The organism is Streptomyces sp. NPDC037410, assembly GCF_055602235.1.
The window spans coordinates 22921-37598 of sequence record NZ_JBVJWR010000015.1 but is presented as its reverse complement, the minus strand read 5'-3'; the positions used below and the strand labels follow the sequence as shown (position 1 = coordinate 37598).

Annotated in this window: 10 protein-coding genes; 5 read left to right on the top strand and 5 right to left on the bottom strand. The window is 69.8% G+C overall.

The features are described 5' to 3' along the window. Positions 1-6 precede the first annotated feature (6 nt). The 3 genes from glpK to ACZ7HT_RS24185 all read right to left on the bottom strand — a co-directional run bounded on the left by glpK (position 7) and on the right by ACZ7HT_RS24185 (position 3366). Complete coding sequence (gene glpK, locus ACZ7HT_RS24195) at positions 7-1533, bottom strand: glycerol kinase GlpK (RefSeq protein WP_471169422.1); 1527 nt, start codon at positions 1531-1533, stop codon at positions 7-9. 35 nt (positions 1534-1568) lie between these two features. Beyond that, positions 1569-2327, bottom strand: coding sequence for an MIP/aquaporin family protein (locus ACZ7HT_RS24190; RefSeq protein ID WP_471169419.1), 759 nt, complete (start codon positions 2325-2327; stop codon positions 1569-1571). A gap of 277 nt (positions 2328-2604) precedes the next feature. Beyond that, entirely contained in the window at positions 2605-3366 is a 762-nt protein-coding gene (locus tag ACZ7HT_RS24185; protein WP_471169416.1) for an IclR family transcriptional regulator, read from the bottom strand. Between the two features lie 244 nt (positions 3367-3610). On the opposite strand from ACZ7HT_RS24185, the gene metH reads away from it, so the two are divergent. From metH to ACZ7HT_RS24165, 4 genes are all read left to right on the top strand, one after another. Beyond that, a complete protein-coding gene (metH, locus tag ACZ7HT_RS24180; protein WP_471169414.1) occupies positions 3611-7123 on the top strand; it encodes a methionine synthase in 3513 nt (1170 codons plus the stop codon). A gap of 138 nt (positions 7124-7261) precedes the next feature. Next, positions 7262-7960 (top strand): HAD family hydrolase, encoded by a 699-nt coding sequence (locus ACZ7HT_RS24175; protein WP_471169411.1) that lies wholly within the window; start codon positions 7262-7264, stop codon positions 7958-7960. Between the two features lie 457 nt (positions 7961-8417). After that, a complete protein-coding gene (locus ACZ7HT_RS24170; RefSeq protein ID WP_471169408.1) occupies positions 8418-10007 on the top strand; it encodes an ABC transporter substrate-binding protein in 1590 nt (529 codons plus the stop codon). 67 nt (positions 10008-10074) lie between these two features. Next, complete coding sequence (locus ACZ7HT_RS24165) at positions 10075-11658, top strand: ABC transporter substrate-binding protein (protein ID WP_471169406.1); 1584 nt, start codon at positions 10075-10077, stop codon at positions 11656-11658. Between the two features lie 67 nt (positions 11659-11725). Here ACZ7HT_RS24165 and ACZ7HT_RS24160 read toward each other — a convergent pair whose 3' ends face one another. Both ACZ7HT_RS24160 and ACZ7HT_RS24155 read right to left on the bottom strand, forming a co-directional pair. After that, the gene (locus ACZ7HT_RS24160) at positions 11726-12403 is read right to left on the bottom strand and encodes a response regulator (protein ID WP_030691890.1); all 678 of its coding nucleotides are present in this window, start codon (positions 12401-12403) and stop codon (positions 11726-11728) included. A gap of 49 nt (positions 12404-12452) precedes the next feature. Further along, a complete protein-coding gene (locus ACZ7HT_RS24155) occupies positions 12453-13355 on the bottom strand; it encodes a RecB family exonuclease (RefSeq protein ID WP_471169401.1) in 903 nt (300 codons plus the stop codon). 181 nt (positions 13356-13536) lie between these two features. Between ACZ7HT_RS24155 and ACZ7HT_RS24150 the strand changes: the two genes are divergently transcribed. Beyond that, complete coding sequence (locus tag ACZ7HT_RS24150) at positions 13537-14670, top strand: site-2 protease family protein (protein ID WP_471169838.1); 1134 nt, start codon at positions 13537-13539, stop codon at positions 14668-14670. The last annotated feature ends 8 nt before the right edge of the window (positions 14671-14678 follow it).

Genomic DNA, 14678 nt, shown 5'->3' with positions numbered 1-14678 from the left:
GTCGATCTACTCCTCGTCCTCGATCCAGCCCATGGTCCGCTCGACGGCCTTGAGCCAGCTCTTGTACTCGCGGTCACGCTTGTCGGCGTCCATGCGAGGGGTCCATTCCGCCGCCCGGCGCCAGTTGGCGCGCAGCGCGTCGGTGTCCGGCCAGAAGCCGACGGCCAGACCGGCGGCGTAGGCGGCGCCGAGGCAGGTGGTCTCGGCGACCATCGGACGCACGACGGGCGCGTCCAGGAAGTCCGAGAGGGTCTGCATCAGCAGGTTGTTGGAGGTCATGCCGCCGTCGACCTTGAGCGCGGTCAGCTCGACGCCGGAGTCCTTCGTCATGGCGTCGGTGATCTCGCGGGTCTGCCAGGCGGTGGCCTCGAGGACGGCGCGGGCGATGTGCGCCTTGGTGACGTACCGGGTGAGGCCGGCGATGACACCCCGGGCGTCGGAGCGCCAGTACGGGGCGAACAGACCGGAGAAGGCCGGCACGAAGTAGGCGCCGCCGTTGTCCTCGACCGAGGACGCGAGGGTCTCGATCTCGGCGGCCGACTTGATCAGGCCCATCTGGTCGCGCATCCACTGCACCAGCGAACCGGTGACGGCGATCGAGCCCTCCAGGGCGTAGACCGGCTTCGCCTCGCCGATCTGGTAGCCGACCGTGGTCAGCAGGCCGCTGTAGGAGTTGATGATCTTGTCGCCGGTGTTCATCAGCATGAAGGTGCCGGTGCCGTACGTGGACTTGGCCTCGCCCTCGGCGAAACACGTCTGGCCGAACAGGGCGGCCTGCTGGTCGCCGAGCGCGGAGGCGACCGGGACGCCGTCGAGGATGCCGCCCTTGACCGTGCCGTACACCTCGGCGGAGGAGCGGATCTCCGGCAGCACGGCCGCCGGGATCTCCATGGACTGAAGGATCTTCTCGTCCCAGGCCATGGTGTGCAGGTTCATCAGCATGGTGCGGGAGGCGTTGGTGACGTCGGTGACGTGGTGGCCGCCGTCGACGCCGCCCGTGAGGTTCCAGATGACCCAGGAGTCCATGGTGCCGAAGAGGATGTCGCCGCGCTCGGCGCGCTCGCGCAGGCCCTCGACGTTGTCGAGCAGCCAGCGGACCTTCGGACCGGAGAAATAGCTCGCGAGGGGCAGGCCGGTCTCGCGGCGGAAGCGGTCCTGGCCGACGTTGCGGCCGAGCTCCTTGCAGAGGGCGTCGGTGCGGGTGTCCTGCCAGACGAGGGCGTTGTGGACGGGCTCACCGGTGTTCTTGTCCCAGAGCAGCGTGGTCTCGCGCTGGTTGGTGATGCCGATGGCCTTGACGTCGGCGGCGGTGATGCCGCCCTTCTCCAGGGCGCCGGCGACGACCTCCTGGACGTTGGCCCAGATCTCGGCGGCGTCGTGCTCGACCCAGCCCGGCTTCGGGAAGATCTGCTCGTGCTCCTTCTGGTCGACCGAGACGATCCGGCCGTCCTTGTCGAAGACGATGCAGCGCGAGGAGGTGGTGCCCTGGTCGATGGCCGCGATGAAGGGGCCGGAGGTGTGAGCGTCGGTCACGGTGTGCTCCAAGGGAAGTCTGGAAGAAGGACGGCTCAGGCGAACGCGATGTTGTAGATACCCGCGCCGAGGGCGCCACCGATCAGCGGACCGGCGACCGGGATCCAGGCGTAGCTCCAGTCGGAGCCGCCCTTGTTCGGCAGCGGGAGCAGGGCGTGCACGATGCGCGGGCCGAGGTCACGGGCCGGGTTGATGGCGTAACCGGTCGGGCCGCCGAGCGAGAGGCCGATGGAGACCACGACGAACGCGGTGATCAGGGCGCCGAGGACGCCGAGGCCCTTGCCGCTGTCGTTGAGGCCCTGGGTGAGCACGGCCAGGACCAGAACGACGGTGCCGATGATCTCGGTGGCCAGGTTCTGCCAGGTGTTACGGATCTCGGGACCCGTGGAGAAGACGCCGAGCACCGGGCCGGGTCCCTCGATCGGCTTCTCGCCGACGGTCTCCGGGTCCGTGAGGTGCGCCTGGAACTGGCCGTAGTAGGCCACCCAGACCAGCGCCGCGCCGATCATCGCGCCGAGCAGCTGGCCGGCGATGTAGACCGGGACGTTGCTCCAGTCCCCGTCCTTGATCGCGATGGCGATCGTGACGGCGGGGTTCAGATGGGCGCCCGAGAGGGAAGCGGTCATGTAGACGGCCGTCATGACGGCGAAGCCCCACCCGAAGGCGATCGCGAGCCAGCCCGCGTTGCGGGCCTTGGAGTTCTTGAGCGTGACGGCGGCGCACACACCGCCGCCGAGCAGAATGAGTACGGCGGTACCGATGGTCTCGCCGAGGAAGATGTCGGAGCTGGACACCCGCGACTCCTTTGTCCTTCGTCCAGGGGAAGGCGAACCCCGGGTCCCTCCGGTGGTCCGCGCCCTCGTGTGAGGGCGTTGCCGGCCCTTGGCACTGTCATACCCTAGCGTGTATTGCCGTTAGGTGTTCGACAATGCCGACCGATGAACGGAAGTTTTGCCCCCGGGTTAACAGCGCGTCAAGGGTCTGGGAAGTGAAAAACCCGCCGATAACGCGATCGTTACCGGCGGGTTCGATGCGGTACGGCGGGCGGTGTGACCGCACCCGTACGGACGGTCAGAAGCGGCCTGCCCCCAGGTCCCGGGAGACCGCGCGGGCGCAGTCCCGCACCGCCGCCACCAGCTCCGGGCGCAGCTCCCCGCCCGGGCAGACCCGCTCCACGGCGCCCGTGACCGCCACCGCGCCCACCGGCATCCGCCGCCGGTCGTGGATCGGCGCCGCCACCGAGGCCACGCCCTCCCAGGTCTCCTCCACGTCCGCCGCCCAGCCCCGGGCCCGCGTCATGTCGAGCAGCGACTCGAAGGTGCCAAGGTCCGTGGTCGTCCGGGGCGTGAACGCCTCCCGCTCGACCTCGAGCACCTCGCTGTGCGCCACCGGGTCGTACGCCGACAGGACCTTGCCCAGAGCCGTGGAGTGCAGCGGCTGCATGGCCCCCACCTCCAGCACCTGACGGCTGTCGTCCGGCCGGAAGACGTGGTGCACGATCAGCACGCCCCGCTGGTGCAGCACCCCCAGGTGCACGCTCTCGCCGCTGGACCGGGCCAGGTCGTCCGTCCAGACCAGGGCGCGCGCCCGCAGCTCGTGCACGTCCAGATAGCTGTTGCCGAGCCGCAGCAGCTCCGCGCCCAGCTGATAGCGCGAGGCAGCGTCCTGCTCCACGAAGCCCTCCGCCTGGAGGGTGCGCAGGATGCCGTGGGCCGTTCCCTTGGCGAGCCCCAGCGAGGACGCGATGTCGGACAGACCGAGCCGGCGCTCGCCACCCGCGAGCAGTCGCAGCATGGCCGCCGCCCGTTCAAGCGACTGGATGTTCTTCGCCATCGCCCGGCCCCTCACCCTTCTCACACTGTTCGACAATGCTGAACACTATCGGTCGATGCCGACCTCGCGTCACACCACACAGTGTCGGCCAAGGAGGGGCAGAACCGGGAGTCCCCGCACACAGGATGCCGTCCGCCCCGTGGGACGCCGTGTCCACCCCGGGCCGAGCGCGGTTACGCTGACCCCGTGCACCCTCCCCCGAGAGTGCAAAGCCGACAGCCGTCGCATCCCAGGGAGCTCATCCATGGCCTCGTTGCCGACCCCTTCCGCTGACAGCCGGAACCGCGCCGCCGCCCTCCGCGAGGCACTCGCCAGCCGAGTCGTCGTCGCCGACGGAGCCATGGGCACCATGCTCCAGGCCCAGGACCCCACCCTCGAGGACTTCCAGGACCTCGAAGGATGCAACGAGATCCTGAACGTCACCCGGCCCGACATCGTCCGTTCGGTCCACGAGGCGTACTTCGAGGTCGGCGTCGACTGCGTCGAGACGAACACGTTCGGCTCCAACCACTCGGCCGCCGGCGAGTACGAGATCGCGGACCGCATCTTCGAGCTCTCCGAGGCGGGCGCCCGGATCGCCCGCGAGGTCGCCGACGAGTTCGGCGCGAAGGACGGCCGCCAGCGCTGGGTGCTCGGCTCGATCGGCCCCGGCACCAAGCTGCCCTCCCTCGGCCACATCGCGTACGACGTGCTGCGCGACGGCTACCAGCAGAACGCCGAGGGCCTGCTGGCCGGCGGCGCCGACGCCCTGATCGTCGAGACGACCCAGGACCTGCTGCAGACCAAGTCGAGCCTCATCGGCGCGCGCCGTGCGATGGACGCCCTGGGCGTGGACGTGCCCCTGATCTGCTCGCTCGCCTTCGAGACCACGGGCGTCATGCTGCTCGGCTCCGAGATCGGCGCGGCCCTGACCGCCCTGGAGCCGCTCGGCATCGACCTGATCGGCCTGAACTGCTCGACCGGCCCCGCCGAGATGAGCGAGCACCTGCGCTACCTCGCCCGCCACTCCCGTACGCCCCTGATGTGCATGCCGAACGCCGGCCTGCCCGTGCTCACCAAGGACGGCGCCTACTTCCCGCTCACGGCCACCGAGATGGCCGACGCGCAGGAGAACTTCGTCCGCGACTACGGCCTGTCCCTGGTCGGCGGCTGCTGCGGCTCCACGCCCGAGCACCTGCGCCAGGTCGTCGAGCGCGTCCAGGGCATCACCCCGCCCGAGCGCTCCCCCCGCCCCGAGCCGGGCGCCGCCTCCCTCTACCAGACCGTGCCCTTCCGGCAGGACACCTCGTACCTGGCGATCGGCGAGCGGACCAACGCCAACGGCTCGAAGAAGTTCCGCGAGGCCATGCTCGAAGGCCGCTGGGACGACTGCGTCGAGATGGCCCGCGACCAGATCCGCGAAGGCGCGCACCTGCTCGACCTCTGTGTCGACTACGTGGGCCGGGACGGCGTCGCCGACATGCGGGAGCTCGCCGGCCGCTTCGCGACCGCCTCCACCCTGCCGATCGTCCTCGACTCCACCGAGGTGGACGTCCTGCGCGCCGGCCTGGAGAAGCTCGGCGGCCGCGCCGTCATCAACTCGGTCAACTACGAGGACGGCGACGGATCCGAGTCCCGCTTCGCCAAGGTCACCCGACTGGCCCAGGAGCACGGCGCCGCCCTCATCGCCCTCACCATCGACGAGGAGGGCCAGGCCCGTACCCCCGAGCACAAGGTCGCCGTCGCCGAGCGCCTCATCGAGGACCTCACCGGCAACTGGGGCATCCACGAGTCCGACATCCTCATCGACACCCTGACCTTCACCATCTGCACCGGCCAGGAGGAGTCGCGCAAGGACGGCATCGCCACGATCGAGGCGATCCGCGAGCTGAAGCGCCGCCACCCGGACGTCCAGACCACGCTGGGCCTCTCCAACATCTCCTTCGGCCTCAACCCGGCCGCCCGCATCCTGCTCAACTCCGTCTTCCTCGACGAGTGCGTGAAGGCGGGCCTGGACTCGGCGATCGTCCACGCCTCGAAGATCCTCCCCATCGCCCGTTTCGACGAGGAGCAGGTCACCACCGCCCTCGACCTGATCTACGACCGGCGCGCCGAGGGCTACGACCCGCTGCAGAAGCTGATGGCCCTGTTCGAGGGCGCCACCACCAAGTCGCTCAAGGCCGGCAAGACCGAGGAGCTCCTCGCCCTGCCCCTGGACGAGCGCCTCAAGCGGCGGATCGTCGACGGCGAGAAGAACGGCCTGGAGGCCGACCTCGACGAGGCCCTCGTCGAGCGGCCCGCCCTGGACATCGTCAACGACACCCTCCTCGACGGCATGAAGACGGTCGGCGAGCTGTTCGGCTCGGGCCAGATGCAGCTGCCGTTCGTGCTCCAGTCCGCCGAGGTCATGAAGACGGCCGTCGCCCACCTCGAACCGCACATGGAGAAGTCGGACGCCGAGGGCAAGGGCACGATCGTCCTCGCCACCGTCCGCGGCGACGTCCACGACATCGGCAAGAACCTCGTCGACATCATCCTCTCCAACAACGGCTACAACGTCGTCAACATCGGCATCAAGCAGCCGGTCTCCGCGATCCTGGAAGCCGCCGAGGAGCACAACGCCGACGTCATCGGCATGTCCGGCCTCCTCGTGAAGTCCACCGTGATCATGAAGGAGAACCTTGAGGAGCTGAACCAGCGCGAGCTGGCCGCCAAGTACCCCGTGATCCTCGGCGGAGCCGCCCTCACCCGCGCGTACGTCGAGCAGGACCTCCACGAGATCTACCAGGGCGAGGTCCGCTACGCCCGCGACGCCTTCGAGGGCCTGCGCCTCATGGACGCGCTCATCGGCGTCAAGCGCGGCGTCCCCGGAGCCGTACTCCCCGAGCTGAAGCAGCGCCGCGTCGCCAAGAGCGCCACCGCGGCCCTCCAGGTCGAGGAGCCGGAGCCCGGCGGCCGTTCCGACGTGGCCACCGACAACCCGGTGCCCACCCCGCCCTTCTGGGGCACCCGCGTCGTCAAGGGCATCCCGCTCAAGGAGTACGCCTCCTGGCTAGACGAGGGCGCGCTCTTCAAGGGCCAGTGGGGCCTCAAGCAGAACCGGGCCGGCGACGGACCGGCGTACGAGGAACTCGTCGAGACCGAGGGCCGGCCCCGGCTGCGCGGCTGGCTGGAGCGCCTCCACACCGAGAACCTCCTGGAGGCGGCCGTCGTCCACGGCTACTTCCCGTGCGTCTCCAAGGGCGACGACCTGATCATCCTGGACGAGGCGGGCAACGAGCGGACCCGGTTCACCTTCCCGCGCCAGCGCCGCGGCCGCCGCCTCTGCCTCGCGGACTTCTTCCGTCCCGAGGAGTCCGGCGAGACCGACGTCGTCGGCCTCCAGGTCGTCACCGTCGGCTCGAAGATCGGCGAGGCCACGGCCAAGCTCTTCGAGTCCGACTCCTACCGCGACTACCTGGAGCTGCACGGCCTCTCCGTCCAGCTCGCCGAGGCCCTCGCCGAGTACTGGCACGCCCGCGTCCGCGCGGAGCTCGGCTTCGGCGGGGAGGACCCCGAGAACGTCGAGGACATGTTCGACCTCAAGTACCGCGGCGCGCGCTTCTCGCTGGGCTACGGCGCCTGCCCCGACCTGGAGGACCGGGCGAAGATCGCCGAGCTGCTCCGGCCGGAGCGGATCGGCGTCCACCTCTCCGAGGAGTTCCAGCTCCACCCCGAGCAGTCCACCGACGCCATCGTCATCCACCACCCGGAGGCGAAGTACTTCAACGCACGGTGACCGCGCGGTGACGGCGCAGGGTAAATCCGCGCTTTCCCGTTGATCGCGACGTACACTTGTCGGTCCAGTGCAGGCCGGTCATCCTCCCCGTACCGGGGAGGGGGCCGGCCTTCTCGTCCCTCCATGGAGGTGTGCCGGATGACCAGTACGGTCCCCGCGTCCCTGTTCCGTACGAACGGCAGCTCCGCCCTGCAGGCGGTCTTCCTCGACATGGACGGGACCCTCGTCGACACGGAGGGGTTCTGGTGGGACGCCGAGGTCGAGGTCTTCGCGGACCTCGGACACCGTCTTGACGAGGCCTGGCGCGACATCGTCGTCGGCGGCCCGATGACCCGCAGCGCGGGCTACCTCATCGAGTCCACCGGCGCCGACATCACCCTCGAAGAGCTCACCGTCCTGCTCAACGAGAAGTTCGAGCGGCGCATCGACCGGGGCGTGCCCCTCATGCCGGGCGCCGAGCGGCTGCTCGCCGAGCTGGCCCGGCACTCCATCCCCACCGCCCTGGTCTCCGCCTCGCACCGGCGGATCATCGACCGGATCCTCGCCTCGCTCGGCCATGACCGCTTCACCCTCACGGTCGCCGGCGACGAGGTCGAGCGCACCAAGCCGCACCCCGAGCCGTACCTGACGGCCGCCCGGGGCGTCGGCGCCGACCCCGCGCTCTGCGCCGTCATCGAGGACACCGCGACCGGTGTGGCGGCCGCCGAGGCGGCCGGCTGCCGGGTCGTCGCCGTGCCCTCCGTCGCTCCGATCGCGCCCTCCCCGGGCCGGGTCGTCGTGCGCTCCCTGGAAGAGGTCGACGTACCGTTCCTGCGCACCTTGATCACAGGAATTTGAGCTTCGTCTGAGAAAAGCGATCCGGTCGAAGTCCGACCGAAGAGCGCGGGCCATTCACCGAAAAGCACCCGAGTGACCTTGGTCACCCAGAGTGCCGGACGGTGGGTGGCCCGTTCTCGTCTCCTGTCTCAAAAGCGGATGTTTCGATGCCCCCTGTGTCCCGATTGGGTAAGCGTCGTCCGCAACGTCCGGCGCATGGTTATCGAGCTCCGCGCATTCATGATCACTCTGCGATTACGCCCCCCGCACCTCCCCGGTCAAGGCATACCGGCTCCGCCCACTAATCTTTCGCGAGTACTTCGCCGCATAACCGCGTGCACCGGCGCACACCCAAGTCGCCGTGAACACAGGACCGATCGCAACACCCGGCCCGATCGCTCCCGCCCCGACCGGGCGGCAGGCGGCGGAGTTTCCACTGACCGCTGTACCCCAGTGCCGGATGAGGAGATCGTCCCTGATGAACCGCAAGACCCTGGTGCTGCCGGCCGTGGCCGGACTGCTCGTCCCTCTGCTCGCCGGCTGTGGCGGAGCCGAGGAGAACCGGGCGATCACCGTCGGCACCACGGACCAGTTCATCGTCACCGAGGACGCCCCCGCCCCGCTCGACCCGGCCTACGCCTACGACACCGGCGCCTGGAACATCCTCCGCCAGACCCTCCAGACCCTGCTGCACGTGCCCCGCGGCGGCGGCGAGCCCGTCCCCGAGGCCGCCAAGACCTGCGGCTTCTCCGACAAGGCCAGCGAGAGCTACCGCTGCACCCTGCGCGACGGCCTCACCTTCGCCGACGGCACCCCCCTCACGGCCGACGACGTCAAGTTCTCCATCGAACGCGTCCTGAAGATCAAGTCGGACAACGGCACCGCCGCCCTCCTCGCGAACATCGACACCGTCGAGACCCAGGGCACCGACGGCATCGTCTTCCACCTCAAGACCCCCGACGCCACCTTCCCGTACAAGCTCTCCACCCCCGTCGCCGGCATCCTCAGCAAGGACAAGTACGCCGCCGACAAGCTCCGCGACGGCTTCGACGTCGACGGCTCGGGCCCGTACACCATGAAGGTCGAGCGCGAGGGCGACAAGGCCACCCGCTTCGTCTTCACCAAGAACCCCGCCTACAAGGGCGACGTCACCCTGCGCAACGACAAGGTCGAACTGCGCCCCTACGCCGACTCCGGCGCCATGGGCGCGGCCCTGGAGAGCGACGACATCGACATGATGGCCCGCTCCCTGTCGCAGAAGCAGATCAAGGACCTCACCGAGACGCCCAAGGACAAGATCCGCGTCACCGAGGTCCCCGGCCTGGAGATCCGCTACCTCGGCTTCAACACCGACGCCCCCTCCGTCGAGCAGAAGGCCGTGCGCCAGGCCATGGCCTCCGTCGTCGACCGGGGCGCCCTCGTCAGCCTCGTCTACGGTCCCACCGCCGAGCCGCTGTACTCGCTGATCCCCTCCAGCATCACCGGCCACGCCACCCCCTTCTTCGACGAGTACGGCGAGCCCGACCCGGCCCGCGCCGCCAAGCTCCTCAAGGACGCGGGCGTCAAGACCCCGGTCAAGGTGACCCTCAACTACACCACCGACCACTACGGCACCGAGACCGCCCAGGAGTTCGAGGCGCTCAAGAAGCAGCTCGTCGCCAGCGACCTCTTCGACGTCAAGATCCAGGGCGCCGAGTGGTCCACCTTCCGCACGGCCCAGAAGCGCGGCGACTACGCCGTCTACGGCCTCGGCTGGTTCCCGGACTACCCGGACCCCGACAACTACATCGCGCCGTTCCTCGACAGCGACAACTTCCTCAACACCCCCTACGTGAACAAGACCGTTCGCGAGAAGCTCATCCCGCGCTCGCGCCGCCAGGCCGACCGCAACGCCGCAAGCCCCGTCTACGCGCAGATCCAGAAGATCGTCGCCAAGGACGTCCCCGTCCTGCCCCTGTGGCAGGGCAAGCAGTACGTCGCCGCCCGCGACGACCTCAACGGAGTCGAGTACGCCCTCAACACCTCCTCCGACCTGCTGCTGTGGGAACTGGGCCGCGGCACCGCCTGACCCCTTCGTTGTCCCGGCCGCGCGCCCCTGCGCGGCCGGCCTGACAAGAGATCAAGAGGCAAGTTCTGTGAAGGCACGAAACAAGTGGCTGACGGCCCCGCTCGCCGCGGGCCTGTCCGCCGCCCTCCTCGGCGGCTGCGGCACCGAGCAGGGCGGCGGCTCCGGAGGCTCCGGAGGCGGAATACGCGTCGGCATGTCCGACGAGATCCTCGCCACCGACCCGGCGGCCGGCTACGACCCCGGCTCCTGGCTGCTGTTCAACAACGTCTTCCAGTCCCTCCTCGCCTTCCCCAAGGGCGGCTCCGAGCCCGAGCCCGAGGCCGCCGACAAGTGCGAGTTCTCCGCGGGCAGCAAGGTCTACACCTGCACCCTGCGCGACGGCCTCACCTTCTCCAACGGCAACAAGCTCACCTCGGAGGACGTCAAGTACTCCTTCGAGCGAGCCCTCAAGATCGCCGACCCCTCGGGCCCGGCGCCGCTGCTCTCCACCATCCAGAGCATCGAGACCCCCGACGAGAAGACCGTCGTCTTCCGCCTCAAGGTCCCGGACGCCACCTTCCCCAGCAAGATCGCCTCCGGCGCCGGCTCCATCGTCGACCACCACGACTACCCCGCCGACGCCCTGCGCACCGACGGCAAGGCCACCGGCTCCGGCCCGTACAAGCTGGACTCCCTCAGCGAGTCCGAGGCCGGCTTCTCGGCCAACCCCGGCTACAAGGGCAACGCCAAGCCCAAGAACGACGCCGTCACCCTCAAGCTCTACCGCGGCGACCGCGCCGCCCTCGCCAAGGCCTTCACCGACGGCGACATCGACGTCGCCTACCGAGGCCTCTCCGCCGACGACATCTCCGCCCTCGAGAACTCCGCCACCACGGCCGACAAGGGCATCGAGGTCGTCACCGGCAGCAGCGCCGAGGTCCAGCACCTGGTCTTCAACATGAACGACCCGGTCGTCGGCAAGCTCGGCGTCCGCAAGGCCATCGCCCACCTCGTCGACCGCGAGGCCCTCGTCGAGAACGTCTACAAGTCGACGGCCACCCCGCTCTACTCGATCGTCCCGGCCGGCATCGCCGGACACAACACCGCCTTCTACGACACCTACGGCACCCCCGACAAGGCCAAGGCGAAGAAGGCCCTCCGCTCCGCCGGCATCACCGAGAAGGTGAAGCTCACCCTCTGGTCCACGCCCAGCCGCTACGGCCCGGCCACCGACCAGGAGCTCAAGGCCATCGCCCAACAGCTCAACGCGAGCGGCCTCTTCGACGCCGACGTGAAGTCCGTCGCCTTCGACCAGTACGAGAAGGACATCGCCGCCGGCAAGTACGGCGTCTACGTCAAGGGCTGGGTCCCCGACTACCCCGACGCCGACAACTTCACCAGCCCCTTCTTCGGCGAGGGCAACGTCCTCGGCAACCACTACGACAACAGCACCATCACCGGCACCCTCCTCCCCGAGACCGCCGCCGTCGCCGACCGCGCCGGCACCGCCGACACGTACGGACGCCTCCAGGACCTCGTCGCCGAAGAGCTCCCGCTGCTGCCGCTGTGGCAGGGCAAGCAGTACGCCGTCGCCCGCGAGGACGTCACCGGCCTCGAATGGACCCTCGACGCCTCGACCGTCTTCCGCTTCTGGGAGATCCGCAAGGGCTGACACCCCCGTCCCCACGCACGAGGGCCCGGTACGCGCACCGGGCCCTCGCCGCTCGTGCGGCCACCGGCTACTGACCGCCGGCCCCCGGCCGCACCAGACCGCTCTCGTACGCGTACACCGCCGCCTGCACCCGGTCCCGCAGGCCCAGCTTCGTCAGCACATGGCCCACGTGCGTCTTCACCGTCGTCTCGCTGACGAACAGGTCCGCCGCGATCTCGGCGTTCGACAAGCCCCGCGCCACCAGCTTGAGCACCTCCACCTCACGGTCGGTCAAGGTGTTCAGCGTGTCCGGCACCTGCTCCTCACCCGTCGGCAGATGCGCCGAGTACTTGTCGAGCAGCCGGCGCGTGATCGACGGCGCCAGCATCGCCTCGCCCGCCGCCACCACACGGATCGCCTGCACCAGCTCGTTCGCCGGAGCGTCCTTCAACAGGAAGCCGCTCGCCCCCGCCCGCAGCGCCTCCACCACGTACTCGTCCAGATCGAAGGTCGTCAGGACCAGCACCTTCGCCGGACCGTCCCGCCCCGGGCCCGTGATCTGCCGCGTCGCCTCCACCCCGTCCATCCGCGGCATCCGGATGTCCATCAGCACCACGTCCGGCTGCAGCGCGCGCACCTGCTCCTGCGCCTGCAGACCGTCCCCGGCCTCACCCACCACCGCGATGTCCTGCTCCGCCTCCAGAATCATCCGGAAGCCGGTCCGCAGCAGCGGCTGATCGTCGACCAACAGGACGCGGATCGTCACAAGGGCTCCTTCACGGGGGCTGAACCCAGCCCCTCCACGAGGGCTGGGCTCAGGAAGACGGCTGGGCCGGGTCCATTCTGCCCTGCCCGGATTCACCCGACTCCGGCGGGCGCGCGGAAACGATCTTCAACGGATAGACCGGGGGAGTCCCCCCGAACTCCGGACAGACCGCCTGATGGTCACACCAGCCACACAGCTTCGTCGGCCGCGGCCGCCAGTCACCCGACTCCGTCGCCAGCCGGATCGCGTCCCACAGCGCCAGCAGCTTCCGCTCCACCCGCAGCAGATCCGCCTCCACCGGGTCGTACGTCAGCACCTCACCGCTGCCCAGATACACCAGCTGCAGCCGCCGCGGGATCACCCGCTTCAGCCGCCACACCACCAGCGCGTAGAAGGTCATCTGGAACAGCGCACCGTCCCGGTACTCCGGCCGCGGCGCCTTCCCCGTCTTGTAGTCGACGATCCGCACCTCGCCCGAGGGCGCCACGTCCACCCGGTCGATCACCCCGCGCAGCCGCAGCCCCGACTCCAGCTCCGTCTCCACGAACAGCTCACGCTCGGCCGGCTCCAGACGCGTCGGATCCTCCAGCGAGAACCACCGCTCGACCAGCTGCTCCGCCTCGCCCAGCCAGCCCGCAAGACGCTCCCCGCCCGCATCCTCCGCGAACAGGCCGGCCAGCTCCGGCTTCGCCTCCAGGAGCCGGTCCCACTGCCCCGGCACCATCGACCTCGCCCGCGGCGCCGTCCGCTCCGCCGCCGGATCGTCGAAGAGCCGCTCCAGCACCGCGTGCACCAGCGTGCCCCGCGTCGCCGCCGCACTCGGCTTCTCCGGCAGCCGGTCGATCACCCGGAACCGGTACAGCAGCGGACACTGCATGAAATCGCTCGCCCGCGACGGCGACAACGACATGGGCGCCCGGGGCTCCGCCGGCACCTGCTCGCTCGTACTCATGACGAAGACCCTACGACCCGCCACCGACAACGAGCGGAATACCATCGACCTGGGACCCCGTCGCACTGCATGATCGAACCGTGACACATCCGACGCGGGTCACCCCACGCGACGAAAGGAACCCGTGAACCAGGACGAGCCCAAGCCGCAGCGGACCGAGGAGCCCGGCGGCGGGATCCTCATGGGACGGCCCTTCGGCGTGCCCGTCTACGTCGCCCCCAGCTGGTTCGTCGTCGCCGCCCTCATCACCTGGGTCTTCGGCGACCAGATCGACCGCGTCCTGCCCGAGCTCGGCGCCGCCCGCTACCTGGTCTCCCTCTTCTTCGCCGTCGCCTTCTACGCCTCCGTACTCGTCCACGAGCTGGCCCACACCATCGCCGCGCTCCGCTTCAAACTCCCGGTCCGCCGCATCCAGCTCCAGTTCTTCGGCGGCGTCTCCGAGATCGAGAAGGAGACCGAGACCCCCGGCCGCGAATTCGTCCTCGCCTTCGTCGGCCCCCTCCTCTCCCTCGTCCTCGCCGGCGTGTTCTACCTCTCCCTGTACGCCGTCGAGCCCGGCACCGTCCCCGGCGTCCTCCTCGGCGGCCTGATGATCTCCAACCTGATCGTCGCCGTCTTCAACCTGCTCCCCGGCCTCCCCCTCGACGGCGGCCGCATGCTCCGCGCCGTCGTCTGGAAGATCACCGGCAAGCCCATGAGCGGCACCGTCGCCGCCGCCTGGGTCGGCCGCGCCCTCGCCGTCCTCGTCCTCGTCGGCCTGCCCCTGCTCACCCGCACCGGCCTCCTCGGCAACTCCACCGACGACATCAGCGGCTTCGAGACCGTCACCGACGCCCTCCTCGCCGCGATCCTCGCCGCCATCATCTGGACCGGCGCCGGCAACAGCCTCCGCATGGCCCGCCTCCGCGAGCACCTCCCCGAGCTCCGCGCCCGCGCCCTCACCCGCCGCGCCATCCCCGTCGAACCCGCCACACCCCTCTCCGAAGCCCTCCGCCGCGCCAACGAGGCCGGCGCCCGCGCCCTCGTCGTCGTCGACGGCGCCGGCGAACCCACCGGCATCGTCCGCGAGGCCGCCATCGCCGCCGTACCCCAGCACCGCCGCCCCTGGGTCGCCGTCAGCACCCTCGCCCAGGACCTCACCGACGGCATGCGCGTCCCCGCCGAACTCACCGGCCAGCCCCTCCTCGACCACCTCCGCGCCAGCCCCGCCACCGAGTACCTCGTCGTCGAGGACACCGGCGAGATCTACGGGGTCCTCGCCACCACCGACGTCGAACGGGCCTTCGTCCAGGCCATGGCACGACCGTCCACGTAACCCCGGTA